Here is a 13,148-nt window from a genome sequence, read left to right as displayed (position 1 = left end):
CGGGGCCTGGCTCCAGTCCCGCCCCACGTGGCATCCCCGCCCTTCACGCCCGGCGGACTCCGGCTGGGGGTGTCAGGCGCGCGTCAGCGGCAGGTCAGTTCGGTGTGGTCCCATCTCGTGATGGCAGATCGACGCATCACGGAAATAAGTGATCTACTGGAGATTCCGCTCTACGACCGGCGCGAAGCTCTGGAAGAGCTGGTGACACACGAACTGAAGTCAGCCTTGCTGATGGAAGACGACGAATACCTTGCGCCCGACTCTGTTTTTTTCGAACTGGGTCTGACATCTCTGCAGTTGTCCGAGATCAAATACACTCTGGACAAGGTGCTCGGATGCGAACTTGAGGTCGCACAGCTTTTCAACAGGCCGACGGTCGAGCAGCTCGTCTCTTATCTGTCCGAGCATGTCATCGCCGAGGCTTTCGCCGATCCCGATGCGGACCTCCACCGTTGAAGCGTCGCCGTCAGCCCACACGCGATCTCTGGGCGCCCTGACCCAAAGAGCCCCACGGGGCGTGGCCCAACCCGACACGGAGACGGGACGTTGTCAAAAAACTCTGAGCTTTCCGAAGCGACCCCGCGCGACCTGCTGCGGAAGATCGACGAGCAGGACGCCGTGATCCGTGAGCTGTTGCTGGAGAAGCACGAACCGATCGCCATCGTGGGAGCCGGACTCAGGTTTCCCGGTGGTAACGAAAGCCTGCGGGATTTCGACGAGTTCCTCGCCAAGGGCCAGTCAGGCATCCGCCCCCTGCCGGAGAGCCGACGGCACATGCTCACCGGCTCGGATCCCGAGGACGCACAGCCGGTCATCGGCGGCTTCCTGGACGAGATCGACCGTTTCGACGCTGCCTTCTTCAACATCTCTCCTCGTGAGGCGGCCTACCTCGACCCGCAACAGCGGATGGTCCTGGAGACCACATGGCAGGCGCTGGAGAACGCCTCCATACCTCCGGGGGCGTGGCGGCACCGTGAAGGCGGTGTCTATATGGGCGTCAGCTCCTTCGACTACGCACTGGACACCGCGGGCGTGCGCGCCGAGGAGGTGGACAGCTACATAGGCACCGGTTTGTCGCACAGCAGCGTGCCGGGCCGGCTCAGTTACTTACTGGGCTGGCGGGGGCCGAGCATCAGTGTCGACACCGCGTGCTCCTCCTCACTGGTCGCGCTGCACCTGGCCGTGCAGGGACTGCGCAACAAGGAGTGCGGCATCGCCCTGTGCGGCGGCGTGAACCTGATACACAACGCGGTGAGCAACGGTGCGTTACGGGCGGCCAACATGTTGTCTCCCGACGGCCGGTGCAAAACCTTCGACGACTCGGCTGACGGGTACGCCCGCGGCGAGGGATGCGGCGTGCTCGTCCTGAAGCGTCTGTCGGACGCCGAACGCGACGGGGACGCCGTTCTCGCGCTCGTGCGTGGCACCGCGGTGCGCCAGGACGGCGAGAGCGCGGGCCTGACCGTGCCCAACGGACAGGCCCAGGAGCAGGTGATGGGGGCCGCGCTGGCCGCGGCCGGTCTCGAACCGGGGCACATCCAGTACGTCGAGGCGCACGGCACCGGCACGCCATTGGGCGACCCGATCGAGATGGGCTCGATCGCCGCACTCTTCGCGGCATCGCACGACAAAGCCGCACCGGTGACGGTCGGTTCTGTGAAGACCAACATCGGGCACCTGGAGGGTGCCGCGGGAATGGCCGGTCTGGTCAAGACCGTTCTGCAGTTGCGGGCCGGCAAGTTCTACCCGCACCTCAATTTCGAGCGCCCCTCGGGGCGCATACCCTGGGAAAAATACCCGGTCACGGTGCCCACGGGCGAGCTCACGTGGGAGGGCACCCCCCGCCGAGCGCTGGTGAACGGTTTCGGCTTCGCCGGGACGATTGCCACGGCCGTGCTCGAACAAGCTCCGGCTCACTGTGCCGGACCCGCCCCGGACGGGCACGCCGAGTCGTCCGATCGTCATCCGGGGACCGACGGGGAGCGGGGCCATGTCTTCACCTTGTCGGCGAAGAACGACCGCTCCTTGCGCTCGCAGATCCGGCGGTACCAGCAGTTCCTCACCGCCGACGCACCGCCGTCCCTGGCCGACATCTGCTTCACTTCCAACACCGGGCGGGCTCACCACAAGGTGCGTCTGGCAGGAGCGGTCGCCAGCCGGGAAGAGCTGGCGCAGCTGCTGGATCGGCGCCTGCACTCCGCCGGAGCGTCGCCCGTCGGCGGCGCGCGTAAAGCGGCCTTCCTCTTCTCGGGGCAGGGTTCGCAGTTCTCGGGAATGGCGGCGGCGCTCTACCGGCGCTTTCCTGTCTTCAGGGAGCGCGTCGACGAATGCGACCGGATACTCCGCCCCCTGACAGGGCGTTCGATGCGGGACATGCTGGTCGGCGCCGACGACCACGGCGACGACATCCATCAGACCCGGTACAGCCAACCGGCCCTGTTCTGCCTGGAGTACGCGCTGGCGGAGCTGTGGACGGACTGGGGAGTGCGGCCCAGCGTGCTGGTCGGGCACAGCATCGGTGAGCTTGTCGCGGCGACGGTGGCCGGCGTCTTCTCCCTGGAGGACGGTGCCCGGATCGCCGCGGAACGCGGCCGGCTCATGCAGTCGGTCAGCACCCCGGGCGCCATGGCGGCCGCGGCGGTGGCGGCGGAGGAGATCGGCCCGCTGCTCCGCCCGTACGACGATCTCGCGCTGGCGGCGATCAACGCTCCCGACCAGTGCGTCGTCTCGGGCGGTTCGCGTTCGCTGGAAGCCCTGCTGGAGGATGCGCGCCGACGGGACATCCGCGTCAAGCGGCTCCCCGTCTCGCACGCCTTCCACTCACCGCTGATGGCGGAGGTGGCCGACGAGTTCCGCGCCCTGTTCGAAGGCATCCACTGCCGTGCCCCGCGCTTGCCCGTGGTATCGGCACTGACCGGAAAGGTGGTCCGGGCCTCGGAATTCGCCGATCCGGCCTTCTGGGTGCGCCATCTGCTCGAACCCGTCGATTTCCTGGGCGCGGTACAAGCGGTCGAGCGCCGCGGTACGCACGCGTTCGTGGAGATCGGCCCCTCGGCCTCCCTGATCTCGCTCGCACGCCGGTGCGTCACCAGGAACGACCACGTGTGGGCCGCCAGCAGCCGTGCGGGCGACGAGGACGGTGCGACCATCGACCAGGCTGTCGCCAGCCTGTACACGGCAGGGCTGTCCGTCGACTGGGCCGCGTACCACCGGGGCACTACCCACCGGCGCGTGGACTTGCCGACGTACACGTTCGATCGAAAACGGTACTGGCTGCCGGCCGGCACCGGTCCGGCACCGAGTGCCTCTCCCGGTCCGCTGCCCGAGGCGCCGCCCGCCGCAGCCCTCGAAGAGGAGAGCAAGGCTGTGGCGCCCGAGTCGGCCGGGTGGCCGGCGGACGCGAGCAACGGGGCGATCAACGAAGCGATACGCCGCGAGCTGGCGGCGATTCTCCGCTACCAGGACGTCGAGGACATCGAACCTGATGCGGATTTCGCCTCCTTGGGCCTTGATTCGCTCACGGCCGTCAGTCTGAAGAATCGGCTTGAGCAGGTGTTCGCCGTTTCGCTTCCGACGGCCGTGGCGTTCGAGCAATCACGTATCGATCTCCTGGCCGGCTCCATCCGCAGTCTGCTGATCCCGTCGTCGCGATGAAGGGCGCCATGATGGACGCGAAGAAGACCGACACGCTCCACGCGGCTCTGGCACACCAGGCGGCCCGTCAGCCGGATCACCCGGCCATCCTGTGCGAAGGCCGCAGTCTCACCTACCAGGCGCTCCACCAGGAGAGCAACCGGGTGGCACAGGCGTTGCTCGCCTCACAGGTCGGCCGCGACTCCCGGGTGGCGTACCTGGGCAAGGAGTCGGAACGCTACTGGGAGCTCGCCTTCGCCTGTGCGAAGACCGGCGCGGTGCTGGTGCCCGTCAACTGGCGGCTGACTCTGGACGAGGTCCATCACATCCTGGCGGACTCGGGCACGGAGCTGCTGGTGGTCGACGAAGGCTGTCGAGCCGTTGCGGAAGATGTGCGCGACCGGCTCGACCGCCTGAAGACCGTTGTTCTCGCCGACGACTCCGAAGACGGGGGCGCGGGCTGGGTGGGCTGGACCGCACCGCACCCGGACACCGACCCGCAATCGGGTGGCGACCGGGAAAGCGCGGTGGTGCAGATCTACACGAGCGGCACCAGCGGGCGGCCCAAGGGTGTCGTGCTGCCGCACCGCAGCTTCTTCAACGTGGCCGAGGCCATGGAGCAGCACAGTCTCGACTGGTTCGACTGGCTGCCGGGCGACCGCAGCCTGATCGGCCTGCCGGGCTTCCACATAGGCGGCTTCTCCTACGCGATGCAGGGCTTCAACGCCGGGGCGACGATCGTCTCCATGCCCATGTTCGTCAGCTCGTCAGCTCTCAGACTCATCAGAGAACTGCGGATCACCACCGCGATCGTGGCGCCCGCCATGCTGCAACTGCTCTTCAACGAGCCGGATGCCAACCCCGCGTGCTTCCAGTCGTTGCGCAAAGTCGTCTACGGTGGCTCCCCCATCTCGGCGCCACTGCTTGAGCAGTGCATGAAGATGATCGACTGCGACTTCCTGCAGATCTACGGGAGCAGCGAGACAGGTAACTTCGCGGCCTGTCTGCCACCCGAGGACCACAGGCAGGGCAACCCCCGGCTGCTGGCCGCCGGCCGGGCGTACCCGGGCATCACGCTGCGGATCATCGACCGGGACGGCAAACCGGTGCCACCTGGCACGGTCGGCGAGGTCTGCGTGCGCTCGCCCGCCCGGATGCTGGAGTACTGGCGTCGCCCCGACGCCACGGCCGAGACCCTGGTCGACGGATGGATCCGCATGGGCGACGCGGGCTACCTCGACGAGGACGGCTACCTGTTCGTCAGCGACCGCGTCAACGACATGATCATCGTGGCGGGAGAAAACGTATATCCCGCCGAGATCGAGGCCGCGCTGTGCGCCCACCCGGCGGTCCTCGAAGTCGCGGTCGTGGGCATTCCGCACCCCAGGTGGGGTGAATCGGTGCACGCCCGAGTGGTCCTTGAGCCGGGCCGGCGCGTCACCCCCCGCGAGCTGATGCTGTCTCTGCGCGGCCGCATCGCCGACTTCAAGGTGCCCACCAGTTACGACTTCGCCGCGGCCCTGCCGAGGAATCCGAGCGGCAAGGTCCTGCGCAGGATGGTGCGCGGCGAACTCGCGGAGAAGACGCCGCGGGTCGGCCGCTGAGCACCGCCGGTACATCCTCGTCGGCGCCCTCCATGGCGCGTGACCGGCGCATTTCGGTGTCCACAAAAGGCAGAAGCGTTCAGCGTTTTGCCGAGTTCCTGGAAGTGTGTATCCATGAGGGAAAACAAACCTGATTTCACGAGTCAGCTGAATGCCTCTCTCGACATGATCGGCCTGTCGCTCGAGAACGCGGTCAGCGAGCTTTCGGTGACCGGCGCAGACCCGTTGCTCAACTCCACCCTCAAACTCGGGACCGCCATAGGCGTTCCTCTCCTGTCGGCGGCCGCTGGAGCGGCGCAGATCTGGCACGAGGCGACCGGCCGCAGCCAGCGGCTCAGCCTTGACCTACCGCAGGCGCTCCACTCTCTCACGCCCTATCTGGGCGCGGGGAACCGCCTCAACGGCTACGGATCCAACATGGGTTCGCTGCAGGGCCTCGATGGCGGTCTCGCGCCCGCGGTCTTCGACTTCTACCAGACGGCCGACGATCGCTGGGTCATCCCCATCGCCTGCTACCCGCGGCCGAGTGATGAGTTACTGTCGCTCCTCGGCACCGCGCATACGCAGGAGCATGTCCGGAGCGCCATCGCCTCCTGGAAATCCTGGGACCTCGAAGAGGCCGCCGCTGAGCGAGGAATTCCGCTCGCGGTGGTGCGCAGCCGCGAGGAGTTCCTGGCCCATCCGCAGAGCCAGGCGATCCGAACAGAACCGCTGGTGTCGATCGAGAAGATCGGCGACGCGCCCATAAAACCGCTGCCCGCCGGCGATCAGCCACTGTCGGCGCTGCGCTGCCTGCAGTTCACCCACATCTTCGCCGGCACCGCGATGGGGCGTACGCTGGCCGAATATGGCGCTGATGTGCTCCACGTGTGCGAGCCGAACGCCTTCGAACACGATCTGTGCTGGAATGAAACAGCTGTGGGCATCCGCTCCACCCGGCTGGAACTGCGCGAGGACAGCGGCGGCCGCCGCATATTCGACCAGCTGCTCCGCGAAACCGATGTCTTCGTGCACAATCACCGGGCCTCGAAGCTGGCCCGGCTAGGGCTGACCCCAGAGGAGTGCGCGGAGATCTCCGAAGGGCTGATCTACTGCTCCATCCGCTGCTACGGCCATTCGGGCCCATGGGGTGAACGAGGCGGCTTCGACCACCAGGCGCAGGCGTTGGTCGGCGTCAACTGGAACGAGGGGGAGGACGGGAGGCCGCAAATGCCCCCGGGCCGCATGCTCAATGACTACCTCGCGGCCTATTTCGCAGCGGCCGGCGTGATGGCCGCAACCCTGAAACAGGCGCGGGAGGGGGGCAGTTACCTCGTCCGTGTCTCCCTCGCCGGCTGCGCCAACTGGGCGTGGGAGCTCGGCACACTGGACAAGTCGGAAGTCGCCGCGCAGATCGGCACGACGGCCGCTCCACCCGAGCCCGAGTGGTTGGTCCATCAGACCCCGCTGGGCGAGTTCCAGCACATCGCTCCTCCGGTCCGGCTGAGCGAGACCCCCGCCGACTGGCGCCACGGGCCCGTCCTCGTACCCCGAGGGTCCTCCGCCCCCGTCTGGCGCGCCGACGGAGCCGCGGCGGCCCGCTCCATCCCGTGAGCGTCGACAAACCGTCCGGACACGGCAAGCCCCTGAAAGATCGGAAAGGGCCCCCGGCGCAGGTCAGAGGCCCTTTTCCAGGCAAAGCCGCAGGTAGCGGCAGACGAGTCGGGCTGTACGCCGGGTTCTGTTCCCCAGGTCCCTCGCGGGGCCCGGGGCGACGGCCATCCATCTAGGGCCGGTGTTGCCACCGGCCTCGTGCGGTCTACCCGCGGACTCGGGCGGGCAGCCCTCGAACGTCCGCGCAGAAACACCGGGGTGTTTCCTTTTGACCTTGCTCCGGGTGGGGTTTACCTAGCTGCCCAGGTCACCCTGGGCACTGGTGGTCTCTTACACCACCGTTTCACCCTTACCGAGGACCGAGATCCCCGGCGGTCTGCTTTCTGTGGCACTGTCCCGCGGGTCACCCCGGGTGGCCGTTAGCCACCACCCTGCCCTGTGGAGCCCGGACGTTCCTCGGGAAGCCCCCTAGGGGGACTCCACGCGGCCGTCCGCCCGGCTCGTCTGCCGTGCCGACCATGGTACCGGTCGTGTGCGGCGCCGCGGACCCGCAGCCGTCCCCAGCACCGAGCCCGCCAGGATGAACGCGAAGGCCAGGAGCACGGGAAGGGTCAGGGGCTCGTGCAGGAAGGCCGCGCCCGCGGCCACCGCCACGGCCGGGTTCACGTAGGTGATGACCGTGGCGCGGCTGGGGCCCGCCTCCTTGATCAGTTCCAGGAACGCCACGAACGCCAGGGCCGTGCAGATCACGCCCAGCGCGGCGAGCGCGGCCAGCGCCTGCGGGGAGGGGACGGCGGTCGGGTGGGTGAGGACGGCGGCGGGGGCGTAGACCAGGGCGGCCAGGGTGAGGCAGGGGGCCGTCAGGTGCAGGGAGGGGACGTCGCCCAGGTGGCGGGCGGCTATCAGGGGTGCCGTGGCGTAGCCCACGACGGTGAGCAGGACCTCGGCGAGGGAGCGGGCGTCGCCGCCGGTGAGGTGGGGCAGCGCCAGCACCGCGACCCCGGCGAGGCCGAGGGCGAGCCCGGCCAGCCGCCGGGCGCCGAGGTGTTCGGTGGTGCCGAGGAAGCGGGCCGCGAGGAGACCCACGATCGGCACGCCCGCGATCAGCAGGCCGGACGTCGAGCTGGACAGGTGGCGTTCGGCGTCGGTGAGGGTGAACCAGGGGACGACGATCTCCAGGACCGCGAAGGCCAGCATGGGGCGCCAGTGGGTACGGATCGTGCGGGGCAGGCCGCCCTGGCGCAGGGCGAACGGCAGCAGCAGGGCCGCGCCCAACGCGCAGCGGGTGAACACCAGGACGGGCGGTGACACCTCGGCCACCGCCACCTTGATCAGCAGATAGGGAATGCCCCAGACCACTCCCATCAGGGAGAACAGGAACCAGCCACGTGCAGTCATGGGGCGAGTCTCGGCCATGCCCTCAGGGGGTGTCTTGAACGCTGTTGCGGTACGCCGCCGGGGTCACCCCGACCACCCTGCGGAACCAGCGGGTCAGATGCGCCTGGTCCGCGAAGCCGACGAGCCCCGCGACCTCCGCCGGCCGCAGCCCCGCCTCCAGCAGGACCCGCGCCCTGGCCACCCGGTACTGGGCGAGCCAGGCGTACGGCGGTATGCCCGTCGCCGTGCGGAAGGCGCGCAGCAGCTGGTACCGGGAAAGGCCCAGGTCGGCGGCGAGCGAGGCGAGCGTGGGCGGGGCGGTCAGCTCGTCGGCCAGCCGGTCCCGGACGGTCCGGGCGATGGCGGCCGCGCCGGGTACGCGGTCGTGGACCGGGCGGGCGGTGGAGTGCCGCCGGGCGAGCGCGGTGAGCAGCCAGGGCAGCCGGGACTCGGCCTCCAACGGGTCCGGGCAGGCGCTGAGTTCGGCGTGCGCGCGGGCCAGCGCCATGGCCAGTTCGGGGTCGTCCAGGAGGGGCTCGGAGAAGTGCGGGGCTCCCCCGGCGGTACCTTCCCCGAGGAGGGACGGTTCGGCGTACAGGGCCCGGTACGCGTATCCGTCGGTGGCGTTCCCGGGCCCACCGGTGTGCACCTCCCCGGGGTCCAGTACGACGATCGTCCCGGCGCCGGTGCGGATGCGCCCACCCCGGTAGTCGATCACCTCGTACCCGCCCACGCAGACGCCGATCGTGTACTCGTCATGGGCGTGTGGGGCGTACGTGTGCCGCCGGAAGCTCGCGGTGAGCAGATCGAGCGGCGGCCCGCCGTGGCCGAGTCTGGCCCGCCGCCACAGGGCCCGTTCCGCCCCGGACGCGGTCACTGCTTCTGTCATCGGACGCCCCCTCGCCACACGGCGGTCACCCCGCCCGCCGGTGCAACACCTGCCGGGGCCCGCCGCCTTCCGCGCAGGTCGCGGTTGCGGGCGGCGGTACGGGGTCGGCGCGGGGCCGGGTCCGGGCGTGCGCGGGGGCAGGGGGCGCGTCGCGGGTGCGGTACGGGATGCGTGTGGACGTGCGGACACCGCTCGTAGGGGCGCTCACGCGGGGGTGAAAGGGGGCGCGGGCAGTACCCCGTACGCTGGCGTTCGAGCGCAAGAGAAGGAGTACGTGTTGCTGGTCCTGCTGCCGCCCTCGGAAGGTAAGGCCGACTCGGGCAAGGGTGCCCCGCTGCGGCCCGAGTCGCTGTCCCTGCCGGGGCTGGCCGGTGCGCGGGAGGCCGTGCTCGGGGAACTGGTCGGGCTGTGCGCGGCCGACGAGGAGAAGGCGCGCGAGGTGCTCGGGCTCAGCGAGGGGCTGCGCGGCGAGGTCGCCAAGAACGCGGCCCTGCGCACCGCCGGCGCCCGCCCCGCCGGGGAGATCTACACCGGGGTCCTGTACGACGCCCTCGGCCTGGCCTCCCTGGACGCGGCGGCGAAGCGGCGGGCGGCGCGCTCACTGCTGGTCTTCTCCGGGCTGTGGGGCGCGGTGCGGGTGACCGACCGGATCCCCTCCTACCGCTGCTCGATGGGGATCAGGCTGCCGGGGATCGGCGCGCTGGCCGGGCACTGGCGGGCGCCGATGGCCGAGGTGCTGCCGGAGGCGGCCGGGGACGGGCTGGTGCTGGATCTGCGCTCGGCGGCGTACGCGGCGGCGTGGAAGCCGAAGGGCGAGGTGGCGGAGCGGACGGCGACGGTACGGGTGCTGCACGCGCCGACCCGTAAGGTCGTCAGCCACTTCAACAAGGCGACGAAGGGGCGGATCGTACGGGCCCTGCTGTCGGCCGGCACCGCGCCGCGGGACCCCGCGGAGCTGGTGGAGGCGCTGCGGGAGCTGGGGTACGTGGTGGAGGCGGAGGCGCCGGGGCGGGCGGGGAAGCCCTGGGGGCTGGACGTGCTGGTGGAGGAGGTCCACTAGGGCATCCCCGGGGGACCTGGGTGCTTCGTCGACGCGCCCACTTCCGGCCGCATCGAGCAGGGTCGGGTCAGCGGCGCTCGACCCTTTGACCGTTCTGGTCGAAAGACGTGGGCGGGAGGTCCCGGTGCCGGACGAGCAGGACGGACAGGGCCCCCGGTCACGGGCTGAGGAGGGCGGACCAGGCGCGAGCCGCGGAGCGAGGAAGTACGCGGAGGCGGCCGGCACGTGGGTGCCCCTGGTGGCTTCGCTGACCGCCCTGGTCATCTCCCTGTACAGCTTCGTCGCGGTGCGTTCCGCCCCGGGCATCACCGTGGTGATGCCGGACACGATCCGCCTCGCCGTCGACAGCAGGGGCACCTACTCGAAGATCCTCATGCAGCCGGTCATCGCCGTCCTGGGCGAGACCCAGCGCGCGGAGACGGTCACCGGGATCGACATGCGGCTGCGGCGCGAGGGGCCGGCGAAGCCGCCCGGCGGCCAGGCCGACTTCCTGTGGTACGCAAGCGGGCACTGGCAGGGTGACGTGACCACGGGCCGGTACGGCTTCGTCGAGGAGAGCGACTCCTCGCCCTTCCTGGTGACCAGGGACAAGCCGTCGTTGTCCCTCATGGACTTCCGGGCCGAGCACTGGCTCTTCGCGCCGGGCACCTACCGGGCGACGCTGACGGTGCGCCGGGCGACGGACTCCCGGCCGCTCACGGTCCGCTGGTGTCTCGTCCTGACCGCCGAAGGGGTCGCACAGATCAGGGCCCACCCCGCCAACTTCATGCCGGTCCGGAAGGACTGGCCGGCGAACCCCTCGGCCGAGGGCGACCGATCGTGCTACCGGGGCGAGTCGTCCGGTGCTCCTCCCAAGGCCCCCGGTCCGACCAGCCCGCCCCGAGGGGCCGGTACACCCCCTGCACGGAGCACGGACTGACCGCCCGGCGTCGGCCGCGGGCGGGAGCCGGACGGTGCCGGCGGGCACGGTGGCCGCCGGGGACCGGGGCGGGTCGGGACGCCCGCGGACGGCGGGGCTCCGCGGTTCAGCGCAGGTGGGAGGTGTCGTTGAAGAGGCGGACGCTCGCGTTGCCGTCGGCGTAGTACGCCACGGCGGAGAGGGAGGCGGCCGAGAGTTCCATGCGGAACAGGGACTCGGGTGGGGCGCCGAGGGCCAGGCGGACGAAGGTCTTGATCGGGGTGACGTGGGTGACGAGCAGGACGGTGCGGCCCGCGTGGGCGGTGACCAGCTCGTCCTTCGTGGCGGCGACGCGGACGGCGGTCTCGGCGAAGCTCTCGCCGCCGCCGGTGGGGCGGGCGGCGGGGTCGGCGAGCCAGGCGTTCAGGTCGTCCGGGTAGCGGTCGCGGACCTCACCGAAGGTGAGGCCCTCCCAGGCGCCGAAGTCCGTTTCGCGCAGTCCTTCCTCGACGACGACGTCCAGGTTCAGGCGGGCGGCGACGATCTCGGCGGTCTCGCGGGTGCGGGTGAGGGGGGAGGCGAGGACGGCCTGGACGGTGCCGCGCTCGGCCAGCGCCTCGGCCACGCGGTGGGCCTGCTCCCGGCCGACCTCGGACAGGGGCGGGTTGGTGCCACCGCTGCCGGAGAACCGCTTCTGGGGGGTCAGCGGGGTCTCCCCGTGCCGGAGGAGGACGAGGGTGGCAGGCGCGCCGAGGTCGGGGGCGGCGGACCAGCCGCGGGCGGCGGACCGCCGCTCACCTGGGCCGCGAGACTGCTGCCGGCCGGGAGCGCCGAGCCGCGGCTCGGCGCCGGGCGCCTCCCCCGCACCCGGGGCACCGGCCTCCAGGTCCGCGGTCGACCCCTCCGCCGACCACCGCTCCCCCCGTGCCCCCGCGTCCATCGCCTCGTTGGCCAGACGGTCGGCGTGCTTGTTCTCGGCGCGGGGGATCCACTCGTACGTCACCCGGTCCGGGGGGAACACCCCGCGCGCCTCCAGGGCCAGGGGCTTCATCGCGGGGTGTTTGATCTGCCAGCGGCCCGACATCTGCTCGACGACCAGTCTGGAGTCCATGCGGACGTGGACCTCGGCGGCGGGGTCCAGGGTGCGGGCGGCGTGCAGGCCGGCCAGGAGGCCGCGGTACTCGGCGACGTTGTTGGTGGTGACGCCGAGGTACTCGGCCGCCTCCAGCAGCGTCGCGCCCGTGGCCGCGTCGCGGACGACCGCGCCGTAGCCCGCGGGGCCGGGGTTGCCCCGTGAACCGCCGTCCGCCTCGACGATGAACTCCCGCACGCCGTACGCCTCCTAGAGCCCGGACTCGGCCGTACGCACCAGGATCCGGCGGCAGTTCTCGCAGCGCACCACCGTGTCGGGGGCGGCCGCGCGGACCTCGTTCAGCTCGGTGATGGCCAGTTCCTGGCGGCAGCCCTGGCAGGTGCCGGCGTACAGCTTGGCCGCGCCGATGCCGCCCTGCTGCTCGCGCAGCTTGTCGTACAGCTTGAGCAGGTCCGCGGGGACGGAGGCCGCGACGACCTCGCGCTCCTTGGTGACGGACGCGGCCTCGCGGTCGATCTCCTCGAACGCGGCGTCCCGGCGGCCGGTCGCGTCGTCGATCCTCGACTGGACGGAACCGACGCGCTCGGTCAGCTCGTTCACCCGCTCCTGCGCGGACTCGCGGCGCTCCATGACCTCCAGGACGACGTCCTCCAGGTCGCCCTGCCGCTTGGCGAGCGAGGTGATCTCGTGCTGGAGGTTCGCCAGGTCCTTCGGCGAGGTGACCGCGCCGGAGTCGAGGCGCTGCTGGTCGCGGGTGGCGCGCTGACGCACCTGGTCGACGTCCTGCTCGGCCTTGGTCTGCTCGCGGGCACAGTCGCTCTCCTCGGTCTGCGCGGCCACGAGCAGGTCGCGCAGCTGGGTGAGGTCCTTGTTCAGCGACTCGATCTCGGCGTGCTCGGGCAGGGACCTCCGCTTGTGCGCGAGCTGCTGCAGGCGGACATCGAGGCCCTGGACGTCGAGGAGTCGGATCTGGTCGGCGGGCGCGGCGTTCAGTTGGGGGC

9 protein-coding genes, 1 other RNA gene and 1 pseudogene are annotated in these 13,148 nt (G+C 70.6%); 6 read left to right on the top strand and 5 right to left on the bottom strand.

Annotated features, from left to right (window positions below; genetic code table 11):
* Positions 1-27 precede the first annotated feature (27 nt).
* From ACWDD7_RS22700 to ACWDD7_RS22685, 4 genes are all read left to right on the top strand, one after another.
* Positions 28-456 (top strand): acyl carrier protein, encoded by a 429-nt coding sequence (locus tag ACWDD7_RS22700; protein WP_450458662.1) that lies wholly within the window; start codon positions 28-30, stop codon positions 454-456.
* Positions 457-546: 90 nt separating this feature from the next.
* On the top strand, positions 547-3,654 hold the full coding sequence (locus ACWDD7_RS22695; RefSeq protein WP_450458661.1) for a type I polyketide synthase: 3,108 nt from the start codon (positions 547-549) through the stop codon (positions 3,652-3,654).
* Positions 3,651-5,237 carry a long-chain-fatty-acid--CoA ligase gene (locus ACWDD7_RS22690; RefSeq protein ID WP_450458660.1) on the top strand — a complete coding sequence of 529 codons (1,587 nt, stop codon included), beginning with the start codon at positions 3,651-3,653 and terminating at the stop codon, positions 5,235-5,237. Before ACWDD7_RS22695 ends, ACWDD7_RS22690 begins: the two co-directional genes overlap by 4 nt.
* A gap of 114 nt (positions 5,238-5,351) precedes the next feature.
* A complete protein-coding gene (locus ACWDD7_RS22685) occupies positions 5,352-6,830 on the top strand; it encodes a CoA transferase (protein ID WP_450458659.1) in 1,479 nt (492 codons plus the stop codon).
* A gap of 100 nt (positions 6,831-6,930) precedes the next feature.
* Here the strand turns inward: ACWDD7_RS22685 and rnpB are convergent.
* The 3 genes and pseudogenes from rnpB to ACWDD7_RS22670 form a co-directional block, all read right to left on the bottom strand.
* Positions 6,931-7,333, bottom strand: an RNA gene (gene rnpB, locus ACWDD7_RS22680) — RNase P RNA component class A.
* A 118-nt stretch (positions 7,334-7,451) separates the two neighbouring features.
* A pseudogene (locus ACWDD7_RS22675) lies at positions 7,452-8,195 on the bottom strand (DMT family transporter); the annotation flags it as partial.
* A gap of 55 nt (positions 8,196-8,250) precedes the next feature.
* A complete protein-coding gene (locus ACWDD7_RS22670) occupies positions 8,251-9,096 on the bottom strand; it encodes a helix-turn-helix domain-containing protein (protein WP_351868843.1) in 846 nt (281 codons plus the stop codon).
* A 277-nt stretch (positions 9,097-9,373) separates the two neighbouring features.
* On the opposite strand from ACWDD7_RS22670, the gene yaaA reads away from it, so the two are divergent.
* On the top strand, positions 9,374-10,156 hold the full coding sequence (yaaA, locus tag ACWDD7_RS22665; RefSeq protein ID WP_450458708.1) for a peroxide stress protein YaaA: 783 nt from the start codon (positions 9,374-9,376) through the stop codon (positions 10,154-10,156).
* A 238-nt stretch (positions 10,157-10,394) separates the two neighbouring features.
* Entirely contained in the window at positions 10,395-11,075 is a 681-nt protein-coding gene (locus ACWDD7_RS22660; RefSeq protein ID WP_450458658.1) for a hypothetical protein, read from the top strand.
* Positions 11,076-11,181: 106 nt separating this feature from the next.
* On the opposite strand, the gene ACWDD7_RS22655 is transcribed toward ACWDD7_RS22660, so the two are convergent.
* Positions 11,182-12,384: a bifunctional RNase H/acid phosphatase gene (locus ACWDD7_RS22655; RefSeq protein WP_450458657.1), complete on the bottom strand. Its 1,203-nt coding sequence runs from the start codon at positions 12,382-12,384 to the stop codon at positions 11,182-11,184.
* A 12-nt stretch (positions 12,385-12,396) separates the two neighbouring features.
* Entirely contained in the window at positions 12,397-13,140 is a 744-nt protein-coding gene (locus tag ACWDD7_RS22650; protein ID WP_351868924.1) for a zinc ribbon domain-containing protein, read from the bottom strand.
* Positions 13,141-13,148 lie beyond the last annotated feature (8 nt).

Source organism: Streptomyces sp. NPDC001056 (assembly GCF_053598955.1).
This window is presented reverse-complemented; position numbering and strand designations above follow the sequence as displayed.

Bases quoted from the DNA above. Each gene is read 5' to 3' on its own strand.
- ACWDD7_RS22690 (WP_450458660.1), top strand. From the start codon at position 3,651: ATGAAGGGCGCCATGATGGACGCGAAGAAGACCGACACGCTCCACGCG.
- ACWDD7_RS22685 (WP_450458659.1), top strand. From the start codon at position 5,352: ATGAGGGAAAACAAACCTGATTTCACGAGTCAGCTGAATGCCTCTCTC.
- ACWDD7_RS22670 (WP_351868843.1), bottom strand. From the start codon at position 9,096: ATGACAGAAGCAGTGACCGCGTCCGGGGCGGAACGGGCCCTGTGGCGG.